This is a genomic window from Pseudomonas putida (assembly GCA_041071465.1).
GTDB lineage: Bacteria > Pseudomonadota > Gammaproteobacteria > Pseudomonadales > Pseudomonadaceae > Aquipseudomonas > Aquipseudomonas putida_P.
In genome coordinates this window covers 5793718-5807590 of record CP163498.1, presented here as the reverse complement: position 1 = coordinate 5807590, position 13873 = coordinate 5793718, and the positions used below count along the sequence as shown (strand labels likewise).

9 protein-coding genes and 1 pseudogene are annotated in these 13873 nt (G+C 60.4%); 6 read left to right on the top strand and 4 right to left on the bottom strand.

Annotated elements, in window-relative coordinates:
* Positions 1-201 precede the first annotated feature (201 nt).
* From dapA to AB5975_26645, 3 genes and pseudogenes are all read left to right on the top strand, one after another.
* On the top strand, positions 202-1071 hold the full coding sequence (dapA, locus tag AB5975_26655; protein XDR20002.1) for a 4-hydroxy-tetrahydrodipicolinate synthase: 870 nt from the start codon (positions 202-204) through the stop codon (positions 1069-1071).
* A 208-nt stretch (positions 1072-1279) separates the two neighbouring features.
* Complete coding sequence (locus tag AB5975_26650; protein XDR20001.1) at positions 1280-3061, top strand: hypothetical protein; 1782 nt, start codon at positions 1280-1282, stop codon at positions 3059-3061.
* Between the two features lie 289 nt (positions 3062-3350).
* Positions 3351-3767: pseudogene (locus AB5975_26645) on the top strand (dihydrodipicolinate synthase family protein).
* Between the two features lie 76 nt (positions 3768-3843).
* On the opposite strand, the gene AB5975_26640 reads toward AB5975_26645, so the two are convergent.
* The 3 genes from AB5975_26640 to AB5975_26630 all read right to left on the bottom strand — a co-directional run bounded on the left by AB5975_26640 (position 3844) and on the right by AB5975_26630 (position 8071).
* Positions 3844-4380 (bottom strand): hypothetical protein, encoded by a 537-nt coding sequence (locus AB5975_26640; protein XDR20000.1) that lies wholly within the window; start codon positions 4378-4380, stop codon positions 3844-3846.
* Positions 4381-4411: 31 nt separating this feature from the next.
* Positions 4412-6106 (bottom strand): DUF262 domain-containing HNH endonuclease family protein, encoded by a 1695-nt coding sequence (locus AB5975_26635; protein XDR19999.1) that lies wholly within the window; start codon positions 6104-6106, stop codon positions 4412-4414.
* A 198-nt stretch (positions 6107-6304) separates the two neighbouring features.
* The gene (locus tag AB5975_26630) at positions 6305-8071 is read right to left on the bottom strand and encodes a M24 family metallopeptidase (GenBank protein ID XDR19998.1); all 1767 of its coding nucleotides are present in this window, start codon (positions 8069-8071) and stop codon (positions 6305-6307) included.
* Between AB5975_26630 and AB5975_26625 the strand changes: the two genes are divergently transcribed.
* The gene (locus AB5975_26625; GenBank protein XDR19997.1) at positions 8072-9568 is read left to right on the top strand and encodes a PLP-dependent aminotransferase family protein; all 1497 of its coding nucleotides are present in this window, start codon (positions 8072-8074) and stop codon (positions 9566-9568) included.
* Positions 9569-9595: 27 nt separating this feature from the next.
* Here the strand turns inward: AB5975_26625 and AB5975_26620 are convergent, their stop codons facing one another.
* Positions 9596-10840, bottom strand: coding sequence for a DUF1835 domain-containing protein (locus tag AB5975_26620; protein XDR19996.1), 1245 nt, complete (start codon positions 10838-10840; stop codon positions 9596-9598).
* Positions 10841-11066: 226 nt separating this feature from the next.
* Here AB5975_26620 and AB5975_26615 point away from each other — a divergent pair, with 226 nt between their 5' ends.
* Positions 11067-11957, top strand: coding sequence for an alpha/beta fold hydrolase (locus AB5975_26615; GenBank protein ID XDR19995.1), 891 nt, complete (start codon positions 11067-11069; stop codon positions 11955-11957).
* A 140-nt stretch (positions 11958-12097) separates the two neighbouring features.
* Positions 12098-13723 carry a methyl-accepting chemotaxis protein gene (locus AB5975_26610; GenBank protein XDR19994.1) on the top strand — a complete coding sequence of 542 codons (1626 nt, stop codon included), beginning with the start codon at positions 12098-12100 and terminating at the stop codon, positions 13721-13723.
* Positions 13724-13873: the final 150 nt, after the last annotated feature.

Here is a 13873-nt window from a genome sequence, read left to right as displayed (position 1 = left end):
ATTTCCGCTTCGGGCTTCATCGCCCAGGCAGGCGCGTGCGTTGCCGTTGCCAAGAAATCCAAGAAACAGCCGCTCATCTGACCGAGGCGCGCTGTCTCGTCAGGTGGGCTGACGAGACAGAAGGCGCCAGGTATCCCTGCCAGACCACTTCGACTCTTCATCCTCTGACGCTGACTTTCGGTCAACATCAGGAGTTTTTGCATGTCGAATTTCCGTGGTATCTGGATCGCCCTCGTCACGCCAATGCGCGACAACGAAATCGATTTCCCTGGCCTGGAGCGGTTGGTGAAGAAGCTGCTCGAAGACGGCGTGGCCGGTTTTGTGGTGTGCGGTACCACGGGGGAGGCGGCGGCGTTGTCCAAGGCCGAGCAACTGGCCGTGCTGGATGCCGTGTTGGCCTGGGTTGAGCCGGGTAGGGTGGTGATGGGCCTGTCGGGTTACAACCTGCGCGAGTTGCTGGGCTTGCAGGCTGAAATCCAACAGCGCGACATTGGCGGGCTGCTGGTCCCCGCACCTTGCTACATTCGCCCATCGCAGGCCGGCATCGAAGCCTTCTTCGCCACCGTGGCCGATGCCGCCCGCGTGCCAGTGATCGTGTACGACATTCCTTATCGCACCGGCGTGCGCATCGAGCGTGAAACCCTGCGCCGCATCGTGCGCCACCCGCGTATTGCGGCCGTGAAGGACTGCAGCGGCGACAGCGAGACCACCATGGCCCTGATCGAGGACGGCCACGCCCAGGTGCTGGCCGGTGAAGACCTGCAGATCTTCAACAACCTGTGCCTGGGCGGTGCCGGGGCCATTTCAGCCTCCGCGCATGTGCGCGCCGACCTGTATGTGCGCATGTTGCAGCAGGTCGACCGCGGCGATTGGGCGGCTGCGCGTGGCACGTTCTACCAGTTGCTGCCGTGGATCAAGGTGGCCTTTGCCGAGCCGAACCCGGCCGTGGTGAAGGCGGCGCTGCAGATGCAGGGGCTGACGACCGACGAACTGCGTGAGCCAATGCAATCATGCAGCCAAGCCATACGCGACAAGCTCGCAGGTGTCCTGGGCCTGTCCGCTGCCTTGTAGGAGCAGCCTTGTGCTGCGAAGAGGCCCACGCAGCCCACGGAAAAGCCAGGTATCAACCTGGTTTTTTCGCTGCTAATGAGGCTGTTCGACCGCCCTCGATAGTTGAGAGCTTGTATGTCGAGCTTGCAATCGTGTTGGTAGTCACCGAATATTTTACTTGAAGGATGGGATGTCAAGCGCCATGCATGATGGAAATCAAGGAAGTGTAATGACTGACGATCTTATGAATCCAGTGGGTACAGATGGCGAGGAAATAAGTGAAAAACACTTCTCCCGTCTATGTCTAGCGCAGTACGAAGCCGAAACCATCGCGTACTTCAGTAATCAATTGGCACCCCCGGAGCTGGACTGGGTATCGCTTAGGGAATCCGTTGAGCGAGGTGTTCTCAGCCTGGGCTTTGACGCGACCCATGCGCTTTCAATAAGGCAGTATTTGTTGGCGAAGCTGAAAAAAAGCGAGGGTGATTTAGAGGCGCTTGAATTTTTTCGTGAAAAAGTCGAGTGGTTTGTAAACGATAATTGGTCGGATTTTGAAAAGGCGCTAGCAGATAAAGCGTTATCTTGTTTTCGTAAAACTAATAGTGAATTCTTTGGGTTTGCATCGCTACTCGACGAATGGCCATTACTTGTGAGCAGCCCAGCGCTCCTCGATCAAGCGGTCGCCTGCTATGTCGATGATTATTCCAGTGGAGTGTGGCAGCTGAAGGGTTTAGCCATGCTCTGCGGCAACCCGGTTTACCTCCGCCCACTTTTGATCAGGGCATTGACGCTCACTGATCGCAACCCGTCATCCGCTGACAATGTTCAAGCGTTTTCGAATCTTGCGTATAAGTGGACTCCGAAATGTCCGTGGGTTCAACTTCTGCTTCTTCTGTGGGGTGACAGAGAACATGTCAGCGTGGCATTGCCGGCGGACGTGACCTTGGCCTGGGAGAAACTCTCATTTGTCCGGTTCGATCCACACGGCCCGAGGCCGAAGCTCAGGCTGAATAGCCTATGCGCAGAATCAGAGGCCGCTTGGCGTCGTCAGCTCAGAGACGCTGTTGGAAACAATCGCTCGTTAAGAATGGCGGTGACCGAACTGCTTTTATGGTTCGGTCATGTTGACCATGATCGCGCTATTATTTTTGCAGTACTTGAGGTTTGGGGCAATCAAGTGGGTGAGGCCTTGTCTGAGATGGCGAGCCACCCTGACTCACTGGTAAGGCTACGCGCCGAAGCCGTGCGCGGCTTGATCGAACAAGCCCCCGACGCCGCTCAGCTTCTGCAGCAGGCCCAATCTATTCGACTGAACCTGTCGACATCTTCCAACTGTGGCGCTCCCCCGAGGACTTGGTTGGCGGACGCAACGATCGAGCGTCTGATCGAGGCTGAGTTCGAAGCAGGTGCGGCCAACTACAGTCACTGGGTTCCAAAGACTGGGGGCAGTGGAGAAGAAACCCATGTGGCGATGCTTTTCGAAAAGCTCGCAGCAATATTCAAAAACATAAACGATCAAGTCTCATTGCTTGCCAGTCAACGCAAACAGAATGAACACCTCGAGTTTGAGCTGAGCTATCGGATCGTCGGGAAATTCGAAGAGGGTAATCCTCATTTAGCTGCGAAGAAATTTTCAACAGATATATGCCTTGTTTTTGAGGCGCATGACGTGGGGAATCAGCCATTCACGAGCCGCGCTTCGCTCATTCAAGCAAAGCGCCTCCATGGCGGGCATGTGGTTGGCAAGTCTGGTTCTTATCCCATTGACTTTTCACAGCTCCAGAATCTTATTTTACAAACGCCATCAAGCTATTTACTGCTTTTGGGTCCGTGTGCAGTGGCACCCATGCCCGTGATTCCGGTGCGATTGTATCTGGATCTCATTGCCCGAGGGGCATCCCCTACAGGTATCAGCCCTGATTTCGCGTCTAATATTGGTAAAAGCCTGGCCAGCTGGTTGCTTTATGATGTGATTGGGTTGTGGGCCGGGACCCGAATCCAAAACTTTTAGATAAAGCTAAGGGCTGTGCGGGAAGTGAGCCTTACATTCTTGCGAAGCTAACCGCGAGAAATGTAAAAGTTATTATTTAGGTAATACCCAAGGAGGGAATCACTCAGCCCAGCAGGTTATGTGAGGTTGCTGAGGAATGGTGAGCATGGCGGGGGTTTGCGATGCCTGCACTGTTTTGCAGGGTGCCAGAGCTTTGCGATCTGGCAAGGGCTTTGCCCCTCGTTTCGCGGCACCCTGCACCATCCTTCAGCCTCCAGTTATTGGTTACAACTGTGCGTGCACCTCACTCATCGTGCGCCACCCGCGCATTGCGGCCGTGAAGGACTGCAGTGGTGACAGCGAGACCACCATGGCCCTGATCGAGGACGGCCACGCCCAGGTGCTGGCCGGTGAAGACCTGCAGATCTTCAACAACCTGTGCCTGGGCGGTGCCGGGGCCATTTCAGCCTCCGCGCATGTGCGCGCCGACCTGTATGTGCGCATGTTGCAGCAGGTCGACCGCGGCGATTGGGCGGCTGCGCGTGGCACGTTCTACCAGTTGCTGCCGTGGATCAAGGTGGCCTTTGCCGAGCCAAACCCGGCCGTGGTGAAGGCGGCGCTGCGGTTGCAAAACCTGATTGCAGACGAGTTGCGCCAGCCGATGCAGGCGTGTACGCAAGCCACTCGGGACACGCTGCAACGCGTGCTGGGTTCACTCGGCGCCTGAATCGGCAACCGCGGAGTCTCTACCTGCGCCCTTGCTTACGCTAGCCCGCGGCAAGGGCGCCGACAGGGGGTAAGCGTTAGCTCTGTTTCCATTTGCTCCTCAGGTTTTTTATGGAGGTGCGCAAATTGGCGTTTTGGCCATCGGGCGTCAGTAAACAAACGGAGCCATGGGGTAAACCGAACACCTTCTCGATAGTGGTTTGAATGGTTTTGACCGAGGCATCGCTTCGAGCCACCTTGAAACGCGTGCCGATAGGCTTTTTATCCAGCGCAAGCGCGTTGTCTTCTTCAACGCTTATTTCGAGCTGCCACCGGAAGGGTTTGCTGCACAACGTTCTGCTGGGCTTGCTGACGCGTTCGATTTTTACCTGGTAACCGTCAAATTCAAGGTCGTAGACGATATGGTCTTCAATCCTTTTCACATTGACTGAGTTCCAGGTGGTCCAGTCGGCCGACCTGGTGAGAACCTCAATGTGACAAGTTAATGGCTTCTTGTGGTCGTGGTGCAACATCAGCGAGTCTGCCAAATCCAGCCTGCTGCGAGCAGAGTCGGCGATGACTTCATTTTTTGCATTAAAGCAAGTGATCTTTGAGTGGGCGGGCCATTGAAGCATTTTTCAATTCCATGTGGTGTCTATCGGTTACTTAAAGCTCAGCCATCAGTGCGGCGACGATTTTATCGTGCCGAACCTGGATTGCATCTCGGTCCCACAGGCCGCCGGCGCTGACGAACGTAGCGATTTCCCGCTGCTGGAAGGTGTGCTTATAGGTCGCCAGCTTTTCGCTGAATGGGATGTTCCCCACTGCACAGTTGTGGGGTTTGGACAGCAGCAAGTAATTGCCGAGGCAGTTCAGATATTCGCCCTTGAACGTTTCGTCGTAGGTACCGTAACCATGTGGGCGAGCGGCGGGCTCGGTGCTGGGCGCGATATGCTCCAGCTCTGGACGCTCGGTGTCGTTGCTGCGCCGTGGCGCGTAACCGCGCTGGCCTTGTCCTTCCAGGTGGACTTCATACTTCCAGAGCAAATGCCTGGCGATGGAATGCCGGATATTCCATTCTAAAGCCTCTGCCAGCCTTTCATTGTTCCAAAAAGCCCACCAGCCGCTGGTTACGGTCTTGAGGTACTCGATGCGCGCGAGGATAGGGGCTATCGTCGGCGCGTCGCTGGTAAAGGCCTCGTAGACATCATTGATGCGTGACGTGATATCCGCACGGGTACCAATCAGGCGATGACGGATGATCAAGCTTTCAAAAGCGACGCACAGCGCGTTCCTGTCCGGCAGGGGAAGGCCAAAACGATAGGCCTTGAGAATAAAGGGCAATGCAATCGCGATCCCGCCCAAGCTCACCAGTGAGTGAATCGGAAAACTGCTTCGCTCGTCATCGCCGAAGAACTCTGACAAATGCTCGAAACTGATGGCCAGCGAGCAGGTAAAGTCTCGCACAAACTCAAGAGGCGCCTCAGCTGCGAGCATTTTCTCAATCCGCTCCAGCGCGCCACTCTCCCACAGGGTATTGAAATGGACGCGCAAGGTGTACTGCAGCACGTCGTCTTCGTTGATGCGGTATTCAATGGCTGAGATCGACTTGTAGATGGTCTCGAAGCGCTGCTGGACCTCTTCGATCAGGCTGTCTTTCGCTTGCTGATCTTCGCCATGAAGGTGGATGGCATACATGAACTGCGCCTTCACCACCTCAAGGTTGGACGGGCGCTTGCCGCGGTTGTTCTGGAAGATGAACATCTGAATGGCTTCTGCCTCGTCCCGCACCGGGTGCGTACTGCACGAAGCCTGGGACACTATCCGCAGCATGTCCGTCAGGTACGCTTCAGGCTGAGCCCCCAGCTTCTTTTTGAAGAAGTCGAACCCATTGATGAGTCGCTGGGCAGATGTGGTGAGCGAAGCAGGAGCGACAGTTCTGGATTGGTTGATTACATAATCGACAAAGATCTGGTTGTCGTATTCGACCGTCTTCAAGCGGATCTGACTGTCCCGTCTGATCATGTCCTTGTAGCAGTCCTGCTCATCTTCGGTCAGGGCGCGTTTGGCTTGCAAGCACGCGAACAGTGCCGCCAAAAACAGCGTGATCGTGGTCAGGCGCTGCTGGCCGTCGATGACCCGATACTCTCCCTGCGTCTGTTCGAACAGGAAATGGCCGAAGTAATAAGGGCTGCGGGAGTGGCTGTTGCGGTAGGCTTCCAGGTCGGAAAGAAACACCTGTGTCTGGCTGGCGCGGGTCGAACCTTCAACTGGCGTATCCCAGGCATAGGCGCGTTGATAGGCAGGCACCACGATGCGGTTGTTGGCCAGCATGCTGCGAATGGTTGACGAGGCGTCCACGGGGTATGTCCTTATGGGTGGTGGCGTTTTGCCTCATCATCGCTTGAATCAAGTTTTTTTGCATGCCTGGGCACTACATTTCGCGCGTCTCAGGCAGCACCTCGTACGCCTGCCTTGAGGTGTTCGGCGATGCCGCTCATAGCCTGCCGAAGTGGTCGCGCGCCTGATTGACGCGCACCTTGCTTGCTGACGGTGGTATCAAGCAGCCGTAGCCACGGCCGACCTGGCGTCGCCAATCAGGATATCTTCAAAGAATGCCCCGACCGGCTCGGTAGGGTGGCACAACTGAATCTCCAATACCCACACCACTTCGCTGGGCACGATTCCCACCTCGGCCAGCTTGTCCTGGCCATACAACACATGCGGGAAGTCTGCGATGCGGTGCCCGGCCAGGTTGCGCTCCAGCTGCCAGCCTTTGGCCTGGGCACTGCGCTCGGCGAAGTCATAAAGCTCGCGACCGGTCAGCCCACGCCCCCAGGCCTGGCAGGTTTCGTCGAACACTTCATGCAGTGCCTTCACGCAGGCGTGGTGCAGTGGGTGCTGGCCAAACACGAAGGTGTCGCCATAGTCGCCCTCATAGCCATCCCACACCGGGCCCACGTCGACCACGACAATGTCTGTGCTACGTAATACGCGCTGCAGATCAATGCCTTGCCGGGGTGTGCGTACGGTATCGTCGCCAAAACGGATGTAGGTGGGGTGCCAGGTGTGCGACGCGCCCATTGCCTGCAGGGTTTGCGCGGCCATCTCCAGCGCCTGGGCGGTGGTCATGCCGACTTGCAGTTGGCTGGCAATAGCGGCCACGGACCGTACCGACTGCTCGCGGGCCGCGAGCATGCCGTCCAGCGAGTAGCGTGGGCCGACCTTTTCCAGTTCAGGGTGCAGCGTGCTGGCTGCTGAGGCCTGGGTGGCCGCCGCGCCGCTGGCGACAAAGGCCTCGGCGACAAAGCGATGGGGTAGCACGCCCGCCGCAACGCATTGTTCGCGCGCCTGGCTGATCATCGCGGGATTGCCGCAGGCATAGACCTGGGTTTCTTCCCAGTGGTGGGGCTGGCCGAGCGCGACCTGCTGGATGCGTGCCTGGCCCGCGAGTACCGGGTACCAGCGAAAGTGTGGGTGCGCCCCACTGGCCTGGTCGAGAAACGCGTGGTCGTAGAAATCGGCCGTCGATGAGCCACCCCAGTACAGGGCCACCTCGGCGTCGCGAGCCAGGGCAGTCAGCAACAAGGGCTTGATACCGGCGTAGCCTGTGCCGGTGGCCAACAGCACCAGCGGGCGTTGCTCATCGTGCTGCCAAGTACAGGCGCCCAGCGGGCCTTCGAGCTTTACCGAAGCACCTGCTTGCAGGGTGGGTAGCAGACCTTCGGTGAACAGGCCACCGCTGACCTTGCGGATGTGAAACACCAACTGCCCTTGCTGCTGGGCAGGCAGGTTGGCAATGGAGAAACAGCGGCTGTCGCCGTTGCCCAGTTGGAACCTAACGTACTGGCCAGCCCGCACATCCAGCGGCTGAGCAGGCTGCAGTACCAGTTCGACGATATCAGCGCTCAGCGCACGCTGGCCGACAACCTGAGCGTGGGTTTCCAAGGTTGGGGTGTCCAGCGACCAGCCGGGTATCTCCAGGCGCATGTCGCTGCAGGCATGGCTTTGGCACAACAGCATTTCGTCTGCAGCCAGGGGGTAGGAGGGGGCCGGTGTGTCCGCATCCCGCTGCTTGTCCTGATACTGCCCCGACACCACCTTGACCTTGCACGAGCCGCAGGCGCCGCGGCGGCACGAGAAAGGTACCGGCAGCCCGCTGGCGAGCATGGCATCGAGCAGCAGTTCGTGGCTGGCGTCGAAGGTTTTGCCCGAGGGCGACAATTCGATGACGTGGCGGCTTTGCATGAACACCTCGGGGCAATTGGAGGTTCGATTGTTGCTATAGTCCAGGACCAGCAGAACCTCCAGTTTTGGATAATTCATATGGTCCAGCTTCGTAAATGGCAGCCACTGCTCAAGCTCGATGGGGCGCAGGCTTCGTACCGGCAGATCGTCGAGGGGCTGGTGGCCGCGATCAGCGAGGGCCGCCTGCGCCCTGGCACGCCGTTGCCGGGCACGCGGGAGATGGCGCAGTTGCTGAACGTCAACCGCAAGACAGTGATCCTGGCCTACGAGGAAGCCGAAACCAAAGGCTGGCTGCAAAGCGTGCAGCGTCGGGGCACCTTCGTCAGCCAGCAGTTGGCGCCTGGCACACTGGTCGCGCCGAGTGCCGCCAGGCCGTTTGCCCTGGCGCTGCCCGTGGAGCCCGCCGTTGCCTACTTCAAGGCGAACGAGCAGGCTGCGGCGCAGCAGGGGCGGCCAGGGGCCTTGTTTTTCGACAACGGCGCCTGTGATCACCGGCTGCTGCCCCAGGCTGTTTTGCACCGCTATTACCGCAATGCCTTGCGCAGCAGCTTCACCAGCAACAGCGTGCGCCACGGTAGCGATTGTAGCGGCCTCTACCTGCGCGCCGCCCTGGCCGACATGCTGCGGCACAATCGCAGCCTGAACGTCGGCGCCGAGCATATCTGCCTGACCCAGGGGGTGCAGATGTCGCTGTCGCTAGTAACCAGCGTGTTGCTCAAGCCAGGTGACGTTGTGCTGGTCGAGCGCCTGAGCTATCCCCCAGCGTGGGAGATTTTCCGTCAGCTGGGTGCCCGGCTGGTAACCGTGGACCTGGACCATGAGGGTTGCCGTGTCGATCAGATCGATGCCCTGTGCCGGCAGCACAAGGTGCGAATGATGTACATAACGCCCCATCACCAGTTCCCGACCACGGTCAGCCTGCCCGCCGGGCGCCGGCAGCAGTTGTTGGAGCTGGCGCGACAGCATGACTTCTGCGTGGTCGAGGAAGACTACGACTACGAATACCACTTTTCCGGGCGGCCCTACCTGCCTTTGGCCAGCGACCGCCAGCAGCGCCATGTGATTTACATCGGCACACTGTCCAAACCCTTGGGCAGCACGTTCCGTTGCAGCTACATCGTCGCACCGGTGGAGGTAACAGCCGTGCTGGAGCGTAGGTCGACGCTTACCTTGGGGCAGGGCGATGCGGTGATGCAGCGGATGCTGGCGGACTTGATCAATGATGGCGAACTGAAGAAACACTTGCGCCGGGTCAACCGTGAGTACCGTCGGCGCCGCGAAACCTTGCTGGCGTGTTTGCATGGCGCGTTCGGCGAACAGATCACCGTACAGGAACCCGAAGGTGGGTTGGCGCTGTGGGTGAAGTTCGCCGATGCGATCAACGTGGATCAGCTGGTCGACAACGCGCTGGAGCTGGACCTGGTGGTGCGCAGTGGGCGGCAGTTTTCGCCGTTTGGCCATGCCGAAAATGCGTTGCGCCTGGGGTTCGCTTCGCTGGATGTGGGTGAGATCCGGTTGGCTACCCAACGCCTGGCGGACGCAGCGAAAGCGATTGGCAAGGCGCGGTTTGTGTAGACGCGACACGAGGCCGCTCCCACCGGTCTAGGTGCGCTGCCAGACTTCGCCCTGCTCGCTGACTACCCAAGGCCTGTCTGCCGCATTGATCAGTACCCCGCCAACCCAGCGCTGCGCGGGGTTGTGATCAAGCCAGTGCGCTTTTCCTGCAAGCACTTGCTCGGCAAGCGCGGTCAGCCGCAACGGCCGTTGTGCCCAGGCTTCTCCAGGGCCCTCCAGCAGCAGCGGCTGTGGCGCATGGATCAACGGTTGCAGCAGCACATGGAACATCAGGTCACCCAGGTAAGGCAGCGGATCGTCCTGCATCATCAACTGGCCAAACACGCGGCCAGCCGGTAGCTCGCCACGAGAGGCCAGCACGCCTAACAACAGGCGTTCGGTAAGGCTCAAACCATCATTCGCTCCCGGTAGCTCCTGTAGCTGGCGCGCCAGTGCCCGGCCCAGCAAAGGCAAAGCCGTGTGCTGCTGGCCGGCGAGCGCCGCCCAGGCCTGTGGCGCCGGCGCGGTATAAGCCGCCCATGCCTGGCGTGCCAGGGCCAGGGCATCTTCACCCAGTGCACGTCGTTGTGGCCACAGCCAGGCCAGCAGGTCAGGCGCCAGTTGCCCGATGCCGATGAAGCGCTCGACACCGGGCACTTGGTCAGCTTCGATCAGTTCCAGCCGGCGTGGCAGGCCGGGGAGGCTGGCGAGCACGCGAATCAGGAACAGCTGGTCGTAAGCGTCGGCCTCGCACCACAGTACCAGCTTGCTGTCTGTGCTCAGGCCGGCCAGCGCCGCTCGCTGTGCGGCCTGGCGCTGTTCAACGTCCTCCGCCCGCAGGTTGAACGCCTGCTGCACGTAGTCTCCACGCACCCGCCAGTACCGTTCCTCGGGCAACGCCGGTACCGGGCCCATGACCATGGGGTCGTCGAACATCTGGAATGCACCGGCAAACCCGGCGGTGCGCAGGCTGTGGGCGATGTCGTTGCCGCAGCGCCAGTGCTGCACGGTGGCTTCGTCATCGGCGGCAAAACCGGGGTGGCGTGCGGCAAAGGCCACGGCGTCGGCATGTGCCTTGAGCTTTGGCCAGCTGGCAAAGCCGGCCTCGCGGGCCACCAGCCATTGGGTATCGGCAAGCCGGTAGTCGGGGCCGGGCAGGCCGAGCGTACGCAATTGCTCGCGGGCGTCTTCGGCCTGGTGATTGTTCAGGGCGTTCAGCAAGCGCTTGGCGCGTTTGCGCAAGGCGGGCAGGTCGAGCAGACCGTGCTGACGGGATGCATTGATGGCGGGCATGCCAACTCCTTTGGGGCTCGGTCCGCCGACAAGCCGGGAGCTGGTATGGGAATGTGTTGACGCAAGGCTCGGGCAACCCCTTCGCGCGGACCGCAGGCGCAGCCAGCGCCCAGGCCCTGACTTTAACGGTGCAGCGCAGCGGGTTGCAAACGATAGTTTTCCCATGCCTTGTCGCGCGTCTTATAGTGGCGGGCTTTTCTCAGTCGAAGTCAAAGGAGTGGCTGACATGCGTGTACGTACCCTGCTGGCGGCAATCGGGGCCAGCTTGTCGCTGTCTTCGGCATTGGCCGCGCCCGGCCAGCCAGAGCCCGCGCCAAGCGAACGTATTTCAGTGCAGGTCGAAGGCGCTGGGCCGGACGTTATCCTGATCCCGGGGCTGGCCTCATCGCGTGAGGTATGGGCGGGGCTCGCCAGCACGCTGCGCCAGCAGCACCGCCTGCACCTGGTGCAGGTCGCGGGTTTTGCCGGCTCGCCAGCCGTGCCCGCCGTGGACGGGCGCGTGGCCGCTCCGGTGGCCGAGGCGGTAGCCGACTACATCCGCAGCCAGCGCCTTGAGGCACCGGCCATCATTGGCCATTCGCTGGGCGGTGAGGTCGCGCTGATGCTGGGGGCACGTCATCCTGAGCAGGTAGGCCGGCTGATGGTCGTCGATGCGCTGCCGTTCTACACGTTGCTGATCGACCCCAGGGCAACCGCCGAAACCGCCGCACCGCAGGCTGCCGCATTCCGCGATGCAATGTTGGCGGCCCCTGCAGCGCAGGCCGAAGCGATGCAGCGCACGGCCATCGACCGGTTGGTCAAGACCGCAGCGGCACGGCCTGCACTTGTTGCGGCGGCGCTGCGCTCGGACCGCAAGGCCGTAGCCGATGCCACCCACGAACTGATGACCACCGACCTGCGCCCGGAGCTTGGCGCTATCCAGGCGCCGATAGAGGTCGTATACGCCTATGACCCTATGTATGGCATACCTGCCTCCAGCGTCGATGCAACCTTCGCTAATGCCTATGCCGGCACGCAGGGCATCAGCTTCAAGCGAATCGATGGCAGCTTCCACTTCGTCATGCTGGATCAACCCCAGGCCTTCACAGAGGCGGTGGTCGACTTTCTCGGTCGCTGAGGCTGGCCTCGGCGCAATCTGTTCGGTTACCGCCCATAACCGCATGCCGGCGCCTCAAGCCTGCGCCAGCTACTCCGATAGCAGCACACCCACCGTCGAATCATCGACCAGAAGTGGTGCCAACAAGGAGTACTGCCCGCATGCTTGCCAACCTGAAGATCCGCACCGGAATGTTCTGGGTGTTGTCGCTGTTCAGCCTGACCCTGCTGTTTTCCACCGTCAGTGCCTGGTGGGCAGCAGTGGGCAGCGACCAGCAGATCACCGAGCTGGACCAGACGGCGCACCAGTCGGACCGGTTGAACAATGCGTTGCTGATGGCGATTCGTTCCAGCGCCAATGTGTCCTCGGGCTTCATCGAGCAGTTGGGTGGCCATGACGAGAGTGCTGGCAAGCGCATGGCGCTATCGGTGGAGCTGAACGACAAGAGCCAGGCGCTGGTCGATGCGTTTGTCAAAAATGCCCGTGAGCCAGCCCTTCGCACGTTGGCACTCGAGCTGCAGGCTACCTTTGCCGAATACGCCAAGGCGGTTGCCGGGCAGCGCGAGGCGACCCGTCAGCGTTCGCTGGAGCAGTACTTCAAGGTCAACAGCGATGCCGGCAATGCCATGGGCCGGCTGCAAGGGCTACGCCAGCAGTTGGTCGGCGCACTGAGCGAACGTGGCCAGCAAATCATGCTGGAGTCCGACCGGCGTCTGGCCCGTGCGCAGTTGCTGAGCCTGTGCCTGCTGGGTGTGACCCTGCTGCTGGCGGCACTGTGCTGGGCTTTCATTGCCCAGCGTGTGCTGCTCCCGCTGCGTGAAGCCGGTCGGCATTTTCAGCGCATTGCCGGTGGCGACCTGAGCGTACCGGTGCAAGGGCAGGGCAACAACGAGATCGGCCAGCTGTTCCATGAGCTGCAGCGCATGCAGCAGAGCCAACGCGACACCCTTGGGCAGATCAATCACTGTGCCCAGCAGTTGGATGCCGCCGCCACGGCGTTGAATGCGGTCACCGAGCAAAGCGCCAACAACCTGCGCCAGCAGGGGCAGGAGCTGGAGCAGGCCGCTACCGCCGTGACCGAAATGACCACGGCCGTGGAGGAGGTTGCGCGCAACGCCATCACCACCTCGCAAACCACCAGCGAGTCCAACCAGCTGGCTGCGCAAAGTCGCCGGCAAGTCGGTGACAACATCGACGGCACCGAAGCCATGACCCGCGAGATCCAGACCAGCAGTGCGCATCTGGAACAGTTGGTCGGGCAGGTGCGGGATATCGGCAAGGTACTGGAAGTGATTCGCTCGGTGTCCGAGCAAACCAACCTGCTGGCGCTCAATGCTGCCATCGAAGCCGCCCGCGCCGGTGAGGCCGGGCGCGGCTTTGCGGTGGTGGCAGACGAGGTGCGCACGCTGGCCTACCGCACGCAACAATCGACCCAGGAAATCGAGCAGATGATCGCCCGCGTGCAAGCCGGCACCGAGGCGGCGGTGGCTTCGATGCAGGCCAGCACCAACCGGGCGCAATCGACACTGGAGGTGACCCTGGCCTCGGGGCAGGTGCTGGAGGGCATTTACAGTGCGATCGGCGAAATCAACGAGCGCAACCTGGTCATTGCCAGTGCGGCCGAAGAGCAGGCCCAAGTGGCGCGGGAGGTAGACCGCAACCTGCTCAATATCCGCGAGCTGTCTCACCATTCAGCGGCGGGAGCGCAGCAGACCAGCGAAGCGAGCAAGGCGCTAGCGGGCCTGGTGGGGGAGATGACGGCGTTGGTGGGGCGGTTCAAGGTTTGAGTGATGGTGGCCACGCCAGCAAGTAACATTAAAACAAGGTGAAACTTATTTAAAGTTCTGCTTGCTGGTTGACTTCGATACTACGCTTGAATAAAGTTCGACCGGCCCTGGACAAGGGCCTTACTTTCAATCACTGAAGAATTCAATGGA

Excerpts from the sequence above, each read along its gene's own strand:
- dapA (XDR20002.1), top strand. The coding sequence starts at position 202 with ATGTCGAATTTCCGTGGTATCTGGATCGCCCTCGTCACGCCAATGCGC.
- AB5975_26650 (XDR20001.1), top strand. The coding sequence starts at position 1,280 with ATGACTGACGATCTTATGAATCCAGTGGGTACAGATGGCGAGGAAATA.
- AB5975_26640 (XDR20000.1), bottom strand. The coding sequence starts at position 4,380 with ATGCTTCAATGGCCCGCCCACTCAAAGATCACTTGCTTTAATGCAAAA.
- AB5975_26630 (XDR19998.1), bottom strand. The coding sequence starts at position 8,071 with ATGAATTATCCAAAACTGGAGGTTCTGCTGGTCCTGGACTATAGCAAC.
- AB5975_26625 (XDR19997.1), top strand. The coding sequence starts at position 8,072 with ATGGTCCAGCTTCGTAAATGGCAGCCACTGCTCAAGCTCGATGGGGCG.
- AB5975_26620 (XDR19996.1), bottom strand. The coding sequence starts at position 10,840 with ATGCCCGCCATCAATGCATCCCGTCAGCACGGTCTGCTCGACCTGCCC.
- AB5975_26615 (XDR19995.1), top strand. The coding sequence starts at position 11,067 with ATGCGTGTACGTACCCTGCTGGCGGCAATCGGGGCCAGCTTGTCGCTG.
- AB5975_26610 (XDR19994.1), top strand. The coding sequence starts at position 12,098 with ATGCTTGCCAACCTGAAGATCCGCACCGGAATGTTCTGGGTGTTGTCG.